At 72.0% G+C, this 14,043-nt stretch carries 13 protein-coding genes; 5 read left to right on the top strand and 8 right to left on the bottom strand.

Going from position 1 to position 14,043, the window contains the following annotated elements; all coding sequences use genetic code 11:
* On the top strand, window positions 1-266 hold a 266-nt coding region (locus BKE38_RS32300; protein WP_165694250.1), incomplete at its 5' end, for a hypothetical protein.
* Window positions 267-446: 180 nt separating this feature from the next.
* Window positions 447-617 (top strand): hypothetical protein, encoded by a 171-nt coding sequence (locus BKE38_RS32295; RefSeq protein ID WP_165694249.1) that lies wholly within the window; start codon window positions 447-449, stop codon window positions 615-617.
* 134 nt (window positions 618-751) lie between these two features.
* On the opposite strand, the gene BKE38_RS21620 is transcribed toward BKE38_RS32295, so the two are convergent.
* Window positions 752-1,882: an NAD(P)H-dependent flavin oxidoreductase gene (locus BKE38_RS21620; RefSeq protein WP_242662532.1), complete on the bottom strand. Its 1,131-nt coding sequence runs from the start codon at window positions 1,880-1,882 to the stop codon at window positions 752-754.
* Window positions 1,883-1,980: 98 nt separating this feature from the next.
* On the opposite strand from BKE38_RS21620, the gene BKE38_RS21615 reads away from it, so the two are divergent.
* Together BKE38_RS21615 and BKE38_RS21610 are read left to right on the top strand one after the other, a co-directional pair.
* On the top strand, window positions 1,981-2,949 hold the full coding sequence (locus BKE38_RS21615; RefSeq protein WP_076959311.1) for a 2-dehydro-3-deoxygalactonokinase: 969 nt from the start codon (window positions 1,981-1,983) through the stop codon (window positions 2,947-2,949).
* The gene (locus tag BKE38_RS21610) at window positions 2,946-3,587 is read left to right on the top strand and encodes a 2-dehydro-3-deoxy-6-phosphogalactonate aldolase (RefSeq protein ID WP_076959310.1); all 642 of its coding nucleotides are present in this window, start codon (window positions 2,946-2,948) and stop codon (window positions 3,585-3,587) included. Before BKE38_RS21615 ends, BKE38_RS21610 begins: the two co-directional genes overlap by 4 nt.
* Here BKE38_RS21610 and BKE38_RS21605 read toward each other — a convergent pair.
* From BKE38_RS21605 to BKE38_RS21585, 5 genes are read right to left on the bottom strand one after another with little or no spacing between them, the layout of a single operon-like run.
* A complete protein-coding gene (locus BKE38_RS21605; RefSeq protein WP_076959309.1) occupies window positions 3,584-5,305 on the bottom strand; it encodes a GMC family oxidoreductase in 1,722 nt (573 codons plus the stop codon). The genes BKE38_RS21610 and BKE38_RS21605 overlap by 4 nt on opposite strands.
* A gap of 48 nt (window positions 5,306-5,353) precedes the next feature.
* A complete protein-coding gene (gene fabI / locus BKE38_RS21600; RefSeq protein WP_076959308.1) occupies window positions 5,354-6,136 on the bottom strand; it encodes an enoyl-ACP reductase FabI in 783 nt (260 codons plus the stop codon).
* Window positions 6,130-7,329 (bottom strand): acetate/propionate family kinase, encoded by a 1,200-nt coding sequence (locus BKE38_RS21595; RefSeq protein ID WP_076959307.1) that lies wholly within the window; start codon window positions 7,327-7,329, stop codon window positions 6,130-6,132. The genes fabI and BKE38_RS21595 overlap by 7 nt, the downstream gene beginning before the upstream one ends.
* Entirely contained in the window at window positions 7,326-8,288 is a 963-nt protein-coding gene (locus BKE38_RS21590; RefSeq protein ID WP_207553636.1) for a phosphate acetyltransferase, read from the bottom strand. The genes BKE38_RS21595 and BKE38_RS21590 overlap by 4 nt, the downstream gene beginning before the upstream one ends.
* A 1-nt stretch (window position 8,289) precedes the next feature.
* The gene (locus BKE38_RS21585) at window positions 8,290-10,446 is read right to left on the bottom strand and encodes a DUF3141 domain-containing protein (protein ID WP_076959306.1); all 2,157 of its coding nucleotides are present in this window, start codon (window positions 10,444-10,446) and stop codon (window positions 8,290-8,292) included.
* 239 nt (window positions 10,447-10,685) lie between these two features.
* Between BKE38_RS21585 and BKE38_RS21580 the strand changes: the two genes are divergently transcribed.
* Window positions 10,686-11,546 (top strand): class II aldolase/adducin family protein, encoded by an 861-nt coding sequence (locus BKE38_RS21580; RefSeq protein WP_083747749.1) that lies wholly within the window; start codon window positions 10,686-10,688, stop codon window positions 11,544-11,546.
* A gap of 56 nt (window positions 11,547-11,602) precedes the next feature.
* Here the strand turns inward: BKE38_RS21580 and BKE38_RS21575 are convergent, their stop codons facing one another.
* Together BKE38_RS21575 and BKE38_RS21570 are read right to left on the bottom strand one after the other, a co-directional pair.
* Window positions 11,603-12,946: a sigma-54-dependent transcriptional regulator gene (locus tag BKE38_RS21575; RefSeq protein ID WP_420014335.1), complete on the bottom strand. Its 1,344-nt coding sequence runs from the start codon at window positions 12,944-12,946 to the stop codon at window positions 11,603-11,605.
* A partial coding sequence (locus BKE38_RS21570; RefSeq protein ID WP_242662531.1) for a sensor histidine kinase occupies window positions 12,946-14,043 on the bottom strand: 1,098 nt, incomplete at its 5' end. The genes BKE38_RS21570 and BKE38_RS21575, both read right to left, overlap by 1 nt.

Here is a 14,043-nt window from a genome sequence, read left to right as displayed (position 1 = left end):
ATGTCGACCTGTCCGGTCGGCTGATGCTGTCTGGCGGCGGGGCGGGGGAGGCGGTGCGCGTCACCAACCTCTCGGAGAATGGCGCCCTGGTCACCGGCGCCACCCAGGCCGCCGCCGGCATGCAGGGCCGGCTGCAGGTGGAGGGGCTGGACATCCCGGCTTCCTGCGTCGGCATGCGCGGCCAGGCCCTGGTGCTGCGGCTGATGCCGGGCGAGCGGCAGCTGCAGCAGCTGAACGAGCTGCTGGGGCGGCTAAAGGCGGCCTGATCAGGCGGCACGCGGTGCAAACATGGCGAAATGACGGCGGATCCATGTGTCGGATCGCTGAAAGCCGCATGAAGATTACGTAGGAGCCTTGCGTCCAGCACAATGCTGCGCCGCAACACACGGACTGGCGATAATCGGCAGGATGCCTAACTTCCGCGGCAACAACCGCGGAGCAATGTTATGGCCCACGCCACCCATGCCGACCGTCGGGACCGTGCCGAGGAATCCCGGCACGACGGTCAGACCCGGCATGCCGATGCCCAGCGCCCGGCCGAGCAGGACAAGAAGTCCGAGGAGACCACGGCCCCGGCCGTCTCCTTCGAGAAGCTCTCGGGCTTCATGGCCTCCTGATCCGGAGAGGGCGCGACCAAGACCCTTGGCGCGATGCAGCCTGGGCGATGCAGCCTGGGCGATGCACCCTGGGCCATGCACCCTGGGCGACGAACCGGCGGCGGGCGGTCCTGGATGGATCGCCCGCCGCCCCTCTACGATGAAGCCTGCGACGACGCATCCGGCGACAGGCGGCGCAGCAGCGCCTGGGCCTCCGCCGCGATCAGCCGGGTGAGCGCAGCCGCCGGCATCGCCCGGCCCAGCCGGAAGGCCTGGCCCGCCCAGAGCGACATGAAATCCCCTGACCCCTGCGGCTCGCTTGCCGCCCGCAGCGGCGCCAGCGCGCCGCCGGCCAGCGGGAAGGCGGGGGCCGCCGGGTTCAGCGGCCCCTGCTCGCGCATCAGCCGGTTCAGGATGCCGCGCGCCGGCCGGCCGGTGAACAGGTTGGTCAGCGCCGTCTGGTCGTCCTGCGCGCGGGCCAGGGCGGCGCGGTGCGGCGCCGGCAGCCTGGCTTCCGGCGTGTGCAGGAAGGCGGTGCCGATCTGCACCCCCGCCGCGCCCAGGGCGAGCGCGGCGACCAGGCCGCGGCCATCGGCAATGCCGCCCGCCGCGATCACCGGCACGGCGACCGCATCCACCACCTGCGGCACCAGCGCCAGGGTGGAAGGCTGGCTGGCCACCGCCGCCACCGGGTCGTCGGTCAGAAAAACGCCGCAATGGCCGCCGGCCTCGGCACCCTGGGCGATGATGGCGTCGCATCCCGCCGCCTCCAGGTGCCGCGCCTCGGCGACCGTGGTGGCGGAGGCGATGACCCGCGCCCCCGTCGCCTTGACGCGCGCCAGCAGCGCCGCCTCCGGCAGGCCGAAATGGAAGCTGACCACCGCGGGCCGCAGCGTCTCCACCAGGGCGCAGGCCTCCGCGTCGAAGGGGCTGCGGTTGCTGGTCGGGACCGGCGTCTCCGGCGGCAGGCCCAGCTCCTGGAAATAGGGCGCCAGCCGGTCGCGCCAGGCCTGCTCCCGTGCTGCATCCACCACCGCCGGCTGGTGGCAGAAGAAGTTCAGGTTCAGCGGCCCGTCATGCCGGGCGCGCACGGCCAGGAACTCGGCCTCGAGCTGCGGCAGGGTCAGCAGGGCGCCAGGCAGGGCGGGCAGGCCGCCACCCTCGGCGACGCCGATCGCCAGCGGCGCCAGGCCGGGCCCGGCCATCGGCGCCAGCAGGATCGGATGCGCGATGCCGAACAGCTCCAGCAGCCTGCGATCCTTCCACATGTCGGTCAGTCCCCTCACGCTGGTTCGTTTCCCTTCGGCCAGCTTGCCGCGGCGCGCGCGGTTTGACAGCCCCTGGCCGCCCGCCCTAGGCGTGTTGCGGGAGGGCAACGACACCGATGACGCCTGCGCTGATCGCCCTGGACTGGGGCACCTCGAGCCTGCGCGGCTTCCTGATGGATGCCAGCGGCGCCGTGCTGGACAGCCGTGCCAGCCCGCATGGCATCACCAACCTGCCAGGCCCGGCGCCCGAGGGCTTCGACCTGGCCTTCGAAGCGCTGTGCGGCGCCTGGCTGCAGGCCGATCCGACCCTGCCGGTGGCGGCGGGCGGCATGATCGGCAGCAGCCAGGGCTGGCGCGAGGCGCCCTATGTCGCCTGCCCGGCCGATCTGCAGCGCCTGGCCAGCCAGGCGGTCAGCGTGATCACCCGCCAGGGGGTCGAGCTGCTGATCGCCCCCGGCGTCCTGGCCGACCCGCCCGGCGGCACGCCCGACGTCATCCGCGGCGAGGAGATCCAGATCGCCGGCGCCCTGGCCCAGCAGCCGAGCCTGGCGGCGCGCGGCCATTTCCTGATGCCGGGGACGCATTCCAAATGGGTGGCGGTGGAGGGCGGCCGCATCACCCGCTTCGCCACCTACATGACCGGCGAGCTCTTCGCCGTGCTGCGGCAGCATTCTCTGCTTGGCCGGCTGATGCCGGCGGGGGAGGAAGGCCATCCGGACGAGGCCGCCGCTGCCTTCACCCGCGGGCTGCAGCTGGCGCGCGACAGCCATCCGGGCGACCTGACCCGGCAGATTTTCGCGGCCCGCAGCCTCGGCCTGACAAAGCAGATGGCGCCGGCGGTGCTGAAGGACTTTCTGTCGGGCCTGCTGATCGGGCATGAGCTGGTCTCCGGCCTGGCCGCGGCCGGGCGCGACACGGCGCTGGCGCTGATCGGCGATCCTGCGCTGTGCGAGCGCTATGCCACCGGCCTGGCGGCGCTGGGCGCCGCCCCGCCGCGGCGGCTGGGCAATACCGCCCCGGCCGGGCTGTTCCATTTCGCCCGGGCCGCCGGCCTGCTGGCCACGGCACGAAAGATGACGCCATGACCTCTCCCGCTTTGCTGGCCCGGCTGGACGCGGCGATGGCGCAGCTGCCGCTGGTCGCCATCCTGCGCGGCCTGACCCCGGCCGAGGCGGTGCCGGCGGCGCAAGCCCTCTATGCCGCCGGCTTCCGCCTGATCGAGGTGCCGCTGAATTCGCCGGACCCTTTCGCCAGCATCGCGGCCATTCGCGCGGCGCTGCCGCCGGAGGCGCTGGTCGGCGCCGGCACGGTTCTGCGGATCGCCGATGTCGAGGAGCTGAAAAGGATCGGCGCCGAGCTGGTGGTGATGCCGCATGCCGATACGGCCGTGATCGGCGCCGCCGCGGCGGCCGGCCTGCTCTGCCTCCCTGGCATCGCCACGCCCACGGAAGCCTTCGCCGCCCTGGCGGCAGGGGCGGCCGCGTTGAAGGTATTCCCGGCGGAAATGGTCGGGCCGCCGGTGGTCAAGGCGATGCTGGCGGTGCTGCCCCAGGGAACCAGGCTGCTGCCGGTGGGCGGCATCGCGCCCGCCACCATGGGGCCGTTCCGCGCGGTCGGCGTCGCCGGCTTCGGCCTGGGCTCGGCGCTCTACAAGCCGGGAATGGCGCTGGCCGAGCTCGCCGCCAATGCCGAAAGCTTCGTCGCCGCCTGGAAGGCGGGCTAGCCGCGCCTCAGCCCCTGCGCCAGCTTCTCGGCGATCATGATCACCGGGACGTTCAGGTTGGCGCAGGGGATGCTCGGCATGATCGAGGCATCGGCGACCATCAGCCCTTCGACGCCGATGACGCGGCCCTCGGCGTCGCAGACCGCCATCGGGTCGTCGGCCGCGCCCATGCGGCAGGTGCCGCAGGGATGCCAGACGCCGCCGACATGCTGGCGCAGATGCCGCTGCAGCGCGCCCTGATCGCTGCAGAGCGTCTCCAGCGGCGCGATGCCCTGCTGCGCCATGCCCAGGATGCGGCGCCGGACCAGGGCGCTGCGGTCCATCAGCGGCCCGGCCAGCGCCGTCAGCACCCCGTTGCGCCGCGTCGGCCGCAGCAGTTTTTTCACGTCCTCCGAATAGGTCGACGGGAACTTCTCGACGACGGCTCCCGACAGTTCCGGGGCATCCAGCACGCGTGCCGCGAGCAGGAACGCCTGGGCGAGCCGGGTCAGGTCGCGTTCATCCGACAGAAGGTTGAAGTCGACATCGGGCGGGGTGTCGGCGTCTGGCGCGGTCAGCGTCACACGTCCCTGGGAATAGGACTTGTTCACCCAGGAGAAGAGCGTCGCGATGCGGTGCCCGACCGCATGCCAGCCGGAGCGGGTGTTGACCGCGGTGTGCATGTCGCCCGGCGCGACGCCCTCCATGCCGGAGGACCAGCGCAGGATCGACTGGATGTGGTAGCGGTCGCCGGCGGCCAGCCGCGCCGCCGGCGCGATGAAGGCCGAGAGCCCGATCGAGGGATGCTCCAGCAGGTTGCGCCCGACGCCGGCGCGCGCGGCGACGGGCGCGATCCCCAGGCCCTGCAGAGCGGCGCCCGGGCCGATGCCGCTGCGCAGCAGCACCGCCGGCGAATGCAGCGCGCCGGACGAGAGGATCACCAGCGGCGCGGCCACCACCCCCTCGGCGCCGTCGCGGCGCAGCAGGGCGCCTGTGGCACGCCGGCCCTCGAAGGTGAGGCGCAGAACGGTGGCGCCGGTCCAGACCGCGAGGTTCGGGCGGGCGCGCACCGCCTCGGTCAGATAGGCGGTGGCCACCGAGGCGCGGGCGCCTTCGCGGTCCAGGTTGACGGTGATGGGGAAGACGCCGTCCTCCCAGACGCCGTTCTGGTCGTCATGGGCGGCGAAGCCTTGCGCGACCATCGCCGCCTCCGCCGCCCGGGCGAAGCCGGAATGCAGATGCCGCGGGATGCGCTGGATCGGCAGCGGCCCGGTGCCGCCATGCAGCATCCCGTCATCGCCATGGTCGAGATCGGTTTCCAGCTTGCGGAAGAAGGGCAGGACGTCGGAAAAACCCCAGCCGGTGGCGCCCATCTCCTCCCATTCGGCATAGTCCGAGGGCGCGCCGCGATTGGCGCCGATGCCGTTGATCGAGGAGCCGCCGCCCAGCAGCCGCGCCTGCTCATAGGGGCGGATGGTGGCCTGGCCGGCATTGCCGGGCGCGCGGCCCATGCTGGCGCGCAGCCCGGGCCAGGTGTTCTCCGGATCGAAATAGGCGCGACCGGGATAGGGCGAGGCGATGGAAGCCGGCACCGCGCCGGGGCGGAGGTCGCGCCCGGCCTCGACCAGCAGCACCCGGCGGGAGGGGTCCTCCGACAGCCGCGCCGCCAGCACGCAGCCGGCGGAGCCGCCGCCCAGGATGATGGTGTCGTATTCGCCCCAGATCGGCGCAGCGGACATCGCGGTCTCTCCCCCAGCCGGTCAGGCTAGGACGGGGGAGCGGCGCGCTCAATCGACGATGTGGTAGCCGCCGTCGATATAGAGGGTCTGGCCGGTGATCAGCCTGGCGGCGTCGGTCGCGAGATAGGCGGTGGCCAGGCCGACATCCTCGATCGAGACCAAAGCGCGGGCCGGCGCCTTGGCCTCGGCCCGGGCCAGCAGCGCGTCGAAATCGGGCAGGCCGGAGGCGGCGCGGGTCTTCAGCGGCCCGGGCGAGATGGCATGCACCCGGATGCCCTGCGGCCCGAGCTCGGTCGCGAGATAGCGGGTCGCCGATTCCAGCGCGGCCTTGACCGGGCCCATCATGTTGTAGTGCTCGACCACCATCGAGGCGCCGTAATAGCTCATGCAGAACAGGGCGCCGCCGTCGCGCATCAGCGGCTCGGCCAGCTTGGCCATGCGGATGAAGGACCAGCAGGAGATGTCCATCGCCTGCAGGAAGCCGTCGCGCGAGCAGTCGGTGACGCGGCCCTGCAGGTCGTCGCGCGGGGCGAAGGCGATGGAATGCAGCAGGAAGTCCAGCTTCCCCCATCTTTCTTCCAGCGCCGCGAAGACCGCCTCGAGCTGGCCCTCGACGCGCAGGTCGAGCGGCAACAGCAACGACGCTTCGACCTCCGCCGCCAGCGGCTCGACGTAAGGCCGCGCCTTGTCGTTCAGGTAGGTCACCGCCAGCTCCGCGCCCAGGCTGCGGAAGGCGCGGGCGCAGCCCCAGGCAATCGACTGGTCGTTGGCGATGCCGGTGACCAGCCCGCGCTTGCCTTCCAGGCTGGGCAAAACCAGGGGGGTCACCATGCCGTCTTCCTCCCGCGCAGCAGGTCGAGGGTGTGGCGCGCGATCATGCGTTCCTCGTTGGTCGGCAGCACCCAGGCGGAGACGCGGCTGCCGTCGGCGCTGATGCGCGGGCCATGGGTTGCGTTGCGGGCCGCGTCCAGCGTCAGGCCCAGCCAGGTGCAGCCTTCGGCGATGGCGGCACGGATCGGCGCGGCATTCTCACCGACGCCGGCGGTGAAGACCACGGCGTCCAGCCCGCCCATGGCGCTGCCCAGCTGGGCGATGGTGCCCGCCGCGCGATAGGCCAGGAAGTCGAGGGCCAGCCGTGCCGCCGGCGCGTCGCTGCCCAGCAGGTCGCGGACATCGCCGCTGATGCCCGACAGGCCCTTCAGCCCGCAATCGTGGTAGAGCAGGTGCTCGATGGCGGCGGGCGCCATGCCCTGCTCGGCCAGGTAGAGAACCACGCCCGGGTCGAGCGCGCCGGGCCGCGTGCCCATCGGCAGCCCGTCGAGGGCAGTGAATCCCATGCTGCTGTCGATGCTTTTCCCATCGCGCATGGCGCAGGCCGACATGCCGCTGCCCAGGTGCAGCACGACGACACGCGCCGCCGGCAGCGACGGGCCGAGGTCGCCGAGATGGCCGGCGATGTATTCGTAGGACAGGCCGTGGAAACCGTAGCGGCGGATGCCTTGCTGGTAGAGCGCCTCGGGAATGGCGAAGCGTTCCGCCAGCGGCCCGTGGCTGCGATGAAACGACGTGTCGAAGCAGGCGACCTGCGGCAGGTCCGGGCGGCGCGACAGGATCGAGCGGATCGGCGCCAGATTGGCCGGCTGGTGCAGCGGGGCGAGGGGCGTCAGCGCCTCCAGCCGCGCCAGCATCGCCGCATCGACGCGGACCGGGGCGGTGAACTCCGTGCCGCCATGGACGACGCGGTGGCCGACGGCGCTGGGCGGCGCGCCGGCATGGGCCATGAACCATTCGCCGAGCAGCGCCTGCGCCGCCTCGACATCGGCCAGCCGCGCGGGATCGGGGCGCTCGTCGGCCAGGGGGGCGTTCGTCCCGTCGACCACCTGCAGCCGGCCATGCGGCGTGCCGATGCCGCCGATCAGCCCCTTGAAGCGGCGCGACAGCGTGTCGCCGTCGCCCACGTCATAGAGCTGGAACTTCAGGCTGGAGCTGCCGGCATTCAGGACCAGGATCTGCTCTGCGCTCATGCCGAGACGGGCCGCGCCTGCAGCAGATGCCGCGCATAAAGCAGGGCCACCGCGGTGGAGGCCAGCCGGGTGCGGGCGGAATCGGCGCGGCTGGTCAGCACGATCGGCACCCGGGCGCCCAGCACGATGCCGGCGGCATCGGCCCCGGCCAGGAAGGTCAGGTTCTTGGCCAGCATATTGCCGGCCTCGAGGTCGGGGACCACCAGGATCTGCGCGCGGCCGGCGACCTCGGAGCGGATGCCCTTGATGCGCGCCGCCTCCGGACTGACCGCATTGTCCAGCGCCAGCGGCCCGTCCAGGATGCCGCCCTGGATCTGGCCGCGATCGGCCATCTTGCAGAGCGCCGCGGCCTCGATGGTGCCGGGCAGCTTCGGGTTCACCGTCTCCATCGCCGACAGGATCGCCACCCGCGGGATGCCGAGGCCCAGGCCATGATGCAGGTCGATGGCGTTGGCGATGATGTCGGCCTTGGTCGCCAGGTCGGGGGCGATGTTGATGGCGGCATCGGTGATGAACAGCGGCCGCGGATGGTCCGGCACGTCCATGATGAAGACATGGCTGATGCGGCGCTCGGTGCGCAGCCCGCCGTCGCGGGCGACGACGGCGCCCATCAGCTCGTCGGTGTGCAGGCTGCCCTTCATCAGCAGATGGGCGCGGTTCTCATGCACCAGGCGGACGCCGAGCTCGGCCGCCGCATGGCTGTGCGGCGCGTCGACCAGGGCGAAGCCCGCGATGTCGAAGCCGATGCCGGCCGCGGCGGCGCGGATCTTCTCCGGCGGTCCGACCAGGATGGGCTCGATCAGGCCCTGGCGATGCGCCTCGGCGACGCCCGTCATGGCGGCGGCGTCGCAGGGATGGACGACGGCGCAGGCCAGCGGCGCCACGCCGGCGCAGCGGGCGATCAGCGCGTCGTAATGCGGATGCGGCTTGGCGCCGCGGCCGGGCAGCATGTCGGTCATCTCAGGATGCCGGCTGCAAGGGCGCGGCGCCCAGCAGGGCCAGGCGGGCCTCGACCTCGGCCAGGCGCTCGGCGGCGGCGGGGTGCAGCGGCGCGGCGGTGGCCACCTGGCGCAGCGCCTCGGCGAAGGCCGGGATGCCCTCGGGCGGCAGGTCGCCGAGCATGGCCGGCAGCGCTGCCAGCGCGGCGTCGCGGTCGAGGCGCAGCATCAGGAACTGCTCGCGCAGCAGCGCCTTGAAGGCAGCCAGATCGCCGCCGCCATGGCTGTGCCAGAGGGCGCGCAGCACGGCGAAGCTGCGCTCGTCGGCGCGGCGCTCGGCCAGGCCAATATAGGCGACCAGGCGCAGGAAGGCGGCGCGTGGCCCGCCCTCGGCGATGCGGCCCTGCAGCTCGCGGATTCGGGCGGCGCGGAAGGCCTGCTGCCCGGGCTCCAGGCCTGGGCGGCGGCGCACCGCTTCGTCCCGGGCGCCGAGGCCGACCAGCGACTGCAGCAGCTTCTGGCCGTAGACGGCGTGGAACAGGTTTTCCTGAACGTGGTCGCGCAGCGCGCCGGCCAGCATCAGCCCGGCCTCGATCCAGGCAGAGGCGGCGTGCTCGGCCTGGCGCCAGGGGTTGGTGTCGGGCACCGGGCGGCGATGCGCGGCGACGGCCTGGGCCAGCGGCGCGACGGCGGCGATCGCGGGATTGCTGTCAGAGAAGAAGGAATATTGGAAACGCAGCGGGTGCAGCTGGCGCAGCGCCTCCGCCATGGGGGCGGTCACCGTGGCGCGCAGCAGCGGCTGCAGGAACTGGCGGTAGAGGCCCAGATTGATCTCGGCGACGCGGCGGACGGTCGCGAATTTGCGGTCATCCTCCGGGTCGGGGCGGGTGATGGCGCGCAGCTCCTCGATCTCGCGCGCGGCGAAGCGCAGCAGATGGCCGCCGGGGCCGCTGCCGTCGAGGATCTCCGCCTCGTAGAGTCCCGGCGGCAGCACGTCGATGAAGTCGATGTTGGAGGCGAATTCCTCATGCTCGCGGCGGGCGATGCTGCCGGAGACGAAGATGCCGAGATGCCCGATGTTCGGATGGATCATGTAGACAATGGTCTGGCCGGCGGCGCGGATGTCGTCGACGCTGTCGTAGAGATCGGTGATCCAGCCCAGCGCCTGGGGTGGGGGCGTGATGTTGTCGCCCTCGGAGCAGAAGACGACGATGGGCGTGGTGATGTTGCGCAGGTCGATGCGCTCGCCCTCGCGGGTGGCGAGCTCGGCGGTGGCCAGGCGGTTGCCGACGAAAAGCTTGTCGACGATGTCCTGCATCTCGCCGGCATTGGTCAGGACATGGTGGGTCCACCAGCGCTCGAAGCCGAGGTAGCGGGCGGGCTCGGTGTCGATGCGGTCGTAGAGGGCGTATTGCTTGGTCCAGAGCGTGTTGGCCGGGTTCAGCGTCTCGAAGTTCTGCACCAGCCAGGCGCCGTCGAAGAGGCCATGGCCCAGGTCGCCGGCCAGCGCCGTCAGCCAGGTGCCGCCCAGCAGCCCGCCGGCATAGCGCATCGGGTTGCGGCCGTGCTCACCGGCCCAGTAGGAGAGCGGCGCGCCGGCCAGGATCAGCGGGCCGAAGAGGTCGGGCCGGGTGGCCGCGGCCATGGCCAGCTGCCAGCCGGCCTGGCAGTTGCCGATGGCGACGGGGCGGCCATCGGCCTCCGGGTGGGCGCGGGCAACGGCCTCGAGGAAGGCCTGCTCCGCGCGCATGACGTCCTCGATGGTCTGGCCGGGCACGGGAAGCGGCAGGAAGCCGATGAAGTAGCAGGGATGGCCGGCGCGCAGCGCGACGCCGATCTCGCTGTCCGGCTTGAAGCCGCCGATGCCGGGGCCGTGGCCGGCGCGGGGGTCGACGACGACGAAGGGGCGCTTGCGCTCGTCGATCACGGTGCCCGCCGGCGGGGTGATGCGGATCAGGCCGTAATTGACAGGGCGGGGCAGGGTGCGGCCGTCGAGGACCAGTTCGCCCGCGAAGCTCAGCACGGTGGGCGCGGGCTTCTGCAGCTCCCTGGCCAGTTGGTTGCCGCGCTGGCGCAGCGTGTCGAGGAAGAGGACGCCGCGCTGCCAGGAATCGAGCGCATAGGCGGCGCTCTCCAGCAGGGGCTGGGCCGAGAGGTTCAGGGCGAGGGTGCCAGACATGGGGCCATCCTGTCGCTGCGTGGGGGCGCGGGGCGACCCTATTGCAGTGCAAAAAGAGGGGTCAAGGCCCGGGAGGGCAGCCGCTCCGGCGGGGCAGGGCGCAGGGAACTGGAAAGGCTACGCCGGCGGAGGGCCGTGAATTCTGCGTGACGCCCGGCCAGGTTGTTTAATGCATTTCTGATCGTTAAATAATGTAAATAGCGATTCAGGAATGGACTCTATGTCTGAACTCCGATTGGATGCGTGAAAGGCACCGGACTGCCGCCGGGGGCCTTCCGAGAGGAGAATGCCGCGTAAACCAGATCACCCGTCTCGACCCGCGACTGGCCGGATCGCCGAGCTTCAAGAGCCTGCTGCGCGAGGGATCGCCCCTGCGCGACATCGCGGCCGAGCGGCTGCACCGCAAGCAGCGGCTGGCGGCGACCTTCCGGCTCTTCGCGCGGGCCGGCTTCGACCAGGGACTTGCGGGGCATGTGACGGCGCGCGACCCGGAGCATCCGCACAGCTTCTGGGTCAATCCGCTGGGCAAGCATTTCGGCCTGATCCGTGTCTCCGACCTGATCCGGGTGGACGAGACGGGGGAGGTGGTGGAGGGCGACCAGCCGGTGAACCGGGCGGCCTTCGCGATCCATTCGGCGATCCACAAGGCGCGTCCGGATGTGGTGGCGGCGGCGCATACGCATTCGACCTATGGCAAGGCCTGGGCGTCGCTGGGGCGCAAGCTGGATCCGCTGACGCAGGACAGCTGCAAGTTCTATGACGACCATGCGCTGTTCGACGATTTCACGGGCGTGGTGCTGGACGAGTCCGAGGGCGACCGGATCGCCGAGGCGCTGGGTCCGCGCAAGGCGGTGATCCTGAAGAACCACGGCTTCCTGACAGTGGGCAAGTCGGTGGAGGAGGCGGCCTGGTGGTATCTGTCGATGGACAATGCCGCGCAGGCGCAGCTGCTGGCCGAGGCCGCCGGCACGCCGCAGCCGATCCCGCATGAGGTGGCCGCGCACACTGCCGCGCAGGTGGCGCGCCCGAATTCCGGCGTGTTGAGCTTCCACCCGTTGTGGGAGCTGATCGTCTCCCAGGAGCCCGACCTGCTTGACTGACAGAAATAGAAGGGGCGCAAACGTATACGTTTGCGGGGGAATACCTTCCCCCGCGCTTACTTCCTGTATTCCTGGGCTTCGATTCCGTAGCGCTTGAGCTTGTCATAGAAGGTCTTCCGCGGAATTTTCAGCGCTTCCAGCGCCGTGCGGACGTCGCCCTGCGCTGCGGTCAGCGCCTCGCGCAGCAGCCGCGCCTCGAAGGCGTCGACGCGCTCCGGCAGGCTGCCTTCCTCGGCCGGGGCGGGGGGCAGGTCGGGAAGGATGGCCAGGCCCAGGGCGGCGCGCTCGGCGAAATGGGCGAGCTCGCGGATGTTGCCGGGCCAGTCGTGCTCAGCGAGGTAGCGGTGCAGCGCGCCGTCGAGCGGCGGCACCGGGCGGCCGAAGCGTTTCGCCGCCTTCTCGGCAAACTGGCCGAACAGCAGGAAGACGTCGTCGCGGCGGTCGCGCAACGGCGGGACGCGCAGGGTGACGACGTGCAGGCGGTAGTAGAGGTCCTCGCGGAAGCGGCCCTGGCGGACCAGTTCGGGCAGCGGCTGCTTGGTGGCGGCGACGACGCGCAGGTCGAGGCGGCGGATCTCGTTGGTGCCGAGCGGGGCGATCTCGCGGCTTTCGAGGACGCGCAGCAGCTTGACCTGCATGGCCAGCGGCATGGCCTCGATCTCGTCGAGGAAGAGGGTGCCGCCATCGGCATGCTCGATGCGGCCGATGCGGCGCTTCTGGGCGCCGGTGAAGGCGCCGGGCTCGTGGCCGAAGAGCTCGCTCTCGATCACCGTCTCGGGCAGGGCACCGCAGTTGAGGGCGACGAAGGGGCGGTGGGCGCGGCGGCTGGCGCGGTGCAGCGCCATGGCGGCGACATCCTTGCCGCTGCCGGTCTCGCCCTCGATCAGCACGTCGACATCGGTGTCGGCGATCTGGCGGAGCAGGGCGCGCAGCCGCTCGGTCGCCGGCGCCCGGCCCTGGAGGGGGTCGTCGGCGTCGGCCATGGCGAGCGCGCGGGCCAGGCGGCGGTTCTCCAGCACCAGGCGGCGCTGTTCCAGCGCGTGGCGGATCGGGCCGAGCAGGGCTTCGGCGGCATAGGGCTTGGGCAGGAAGTGGTAGGCGCCCTGGCGCAGCGCCTCGACCGCCATGGGGATGTCGCCATGGCCGGTGATCAGGATGACGGGCAGGTCGGGGTCGCGGGCGCGCAGCCGCTCGAACAGGGCCAGGCCGTCCATGCCGGGCATGCGGATATCGGTGACGACGACGCCCGGAAAATCGTCGCCGACCAGCTCCAGCGCGCGCAGCGCCGAGGGGGCGGCCTCGGCGTTCAGGCCGGCGAGGGCGAAGCTTTGCAGGTTGGCCTCGCGCAGCATGGCGTCGTCGTCGACGAAAAGGATGTCGGTCTCGCGCATGTCCTGCATCAGATGGCCTGCTCCAGCTCCAGCACGAAAAGCGCGCCCTGGCCACCGGTGGTTTCGGGGGCTTCCAGGGTGCCGCCGAGGTCGGCGGCGATCTGGCGGGAGATCACCAGGCCGAGGCCGAGCCCTGCCGATTTGGTGGTGGTGAAGGGCATGAACAATGCCGCGCGCACCGCGGCGTCGAGGCCTGGGCCATTGTCCTGCACGGCGATGCGGACGCGGCCTGAGGCGGCCGTCGCGGTGATGGCGATGCGGCCGTCGGTCCGCTCACCCAGCGCCTCGATGGCGTTCTGCACCAGGTTGACCAGGATCTGCTCCAGGCGGACGCGCTCGGCGCGGACGGCGGGGTCGCCTTCCACGGTCACCGCCACCTCGACGCTGTTCTGCCGCAGCCGGTGGCCGAGCAGCAGCAGGGCGCCGTCGATGGCGCCGCGGATCGGCTCGGGGCGGGTCTCGCCGGTCGACTTGCGGGCGAAGCCGCGGAGCCCCGCGGTGATGGCGCCGATCCGCTCGGTCAGGCTGGCGATGGTGGCGATGGCCCTGGCCGCCGTGGCGCCATCGCCGCGGGTGACGAGCAGAGCGGCATTGTCGGCGAAGGTGCGGATGGCGGCCAGCGGCTGGTTGATCTCATGCGCGACGCTGGCGGTGATCTGGCCCAGCACCGCCAGGCGGTTGGCCTGGCCGAGCTCGTCGCGCATGCGGTGGACGGCGGCCTCGGCGCGGCGGCGCTCCTCCGCCTCGGCGCGCAGCCCGTCATTGGCGGTGCGCAATTCGGCGGTGCGCAGCCCGACCTCGGCCTCCAGCGCCTCGCGCCGGGCCTCGGCGCGGATGCGGCCCTCGGTGATGCGGCGGTGCCGGCGGCGGGCGATCGCCACCAGGAAGATGGCGAGCAGGCCCAGCAGCAGGGCGGCCAGCCGGGCAGCGGCGCGGGCGGGCTCCAGCGCCGGGCGCAGCGGGGCCAGAAGCGAAAGGCGCCAGTCGATGCCGGGCACCGGCTCCTCCACCATCAGCCAGGGGCCGGCGGGGCCGTCCTGCGGCCGCAGCAGCGGCGGCTGGCCGGGCAGGGGCGGGCGGGTCGCCGGGACGGAGCGGAAGGAAAG

The organism is Teichococcus deserti (genome assembly GCF_001982615.1).
Classification (GTDB): Bacteria; Pseudomonadota; Alphaproteobacteria; order Acetobacterales; family Acetobacteraceae; genus Pseudoroseomonas; species Pseudoroseomonas deserti.
This window is presented reverse-complemented; position numbering and strand designations above follow the sequence as displayed.

Bases quoted from the DNA above. Each gene is read 5' to 3' on its own strand.
- BKE38_RS32295 (WP_165694249.1), top strand. From the start codon at position 447: ATGGCCCACGCCACCCATGCCGACCGTCGGGACCGTGCCGAGGAATCC.
- BKE38_RS21615 (WP_076959311.1), top strand. From the start codon at position 1,981: ATGACGCCTGCGCTGATCGCCCTGGACTGGGGCACCTCGAGCCTGCGC.
- BKE38_RS21610 (WP_076959310.1), top strand. From the start codon at position 2,946: ATGACCTCTCCCGCTTTGCTGGCCCGGCTGGACGCGGCGATGGCGCAG.
- BKE38_RS21605 (WP_076959309.1), bottom strand. From the start codon at position 5,305: ATGTCCGCTGCGCCGATCTGGGGCGAATACGACACCATCATCCTGGGC.
- fabI (WP_076959308.1), bottom strand. From the start codon at position 6,136: ATGGTGACCCCCCTGGTTTTGCCCAGCCTGGAAGGCAAGCGCGGGCTG.
- BKE38_RS21595 (WP_076959307.1), bottom strand. From the start codon at position 7,329: ATGAGCGCAGAGCAGATCCTGGTCCTGAATGCCGGCAGCTCCAGCCTG.
- BKE38_RS21590 (WP_207553636.1), bottom strand. From the start codon at position 8,288: ATGACCGACATGCTGCCCGGCCGCGGCGCCAAGCCGCATCCGCATTAC.
- BKE38_RS21585 (WP_076959306.1), bottom strand. From the start codon at position 10,446: ATGTCTGGCACCCTCGCCCTGAACCTCTCGGCCCAGCCCCTGCTGGAG.
- BKE38_RS21580 (WP_083747749.1), top strand. From the start codon at position 10,686: ATGCGTGAAAGGCACCGGACTGCCGCCGGGGGCCTTCCGAGAGGAGAA.
- BKE38_RS21575 (WP_420014335.1), bottom strand. From the start codon at position 12,946: ATGCAGGACATGCGCGAGACCGACATCCTTTTCGTCGACGACGACGCC.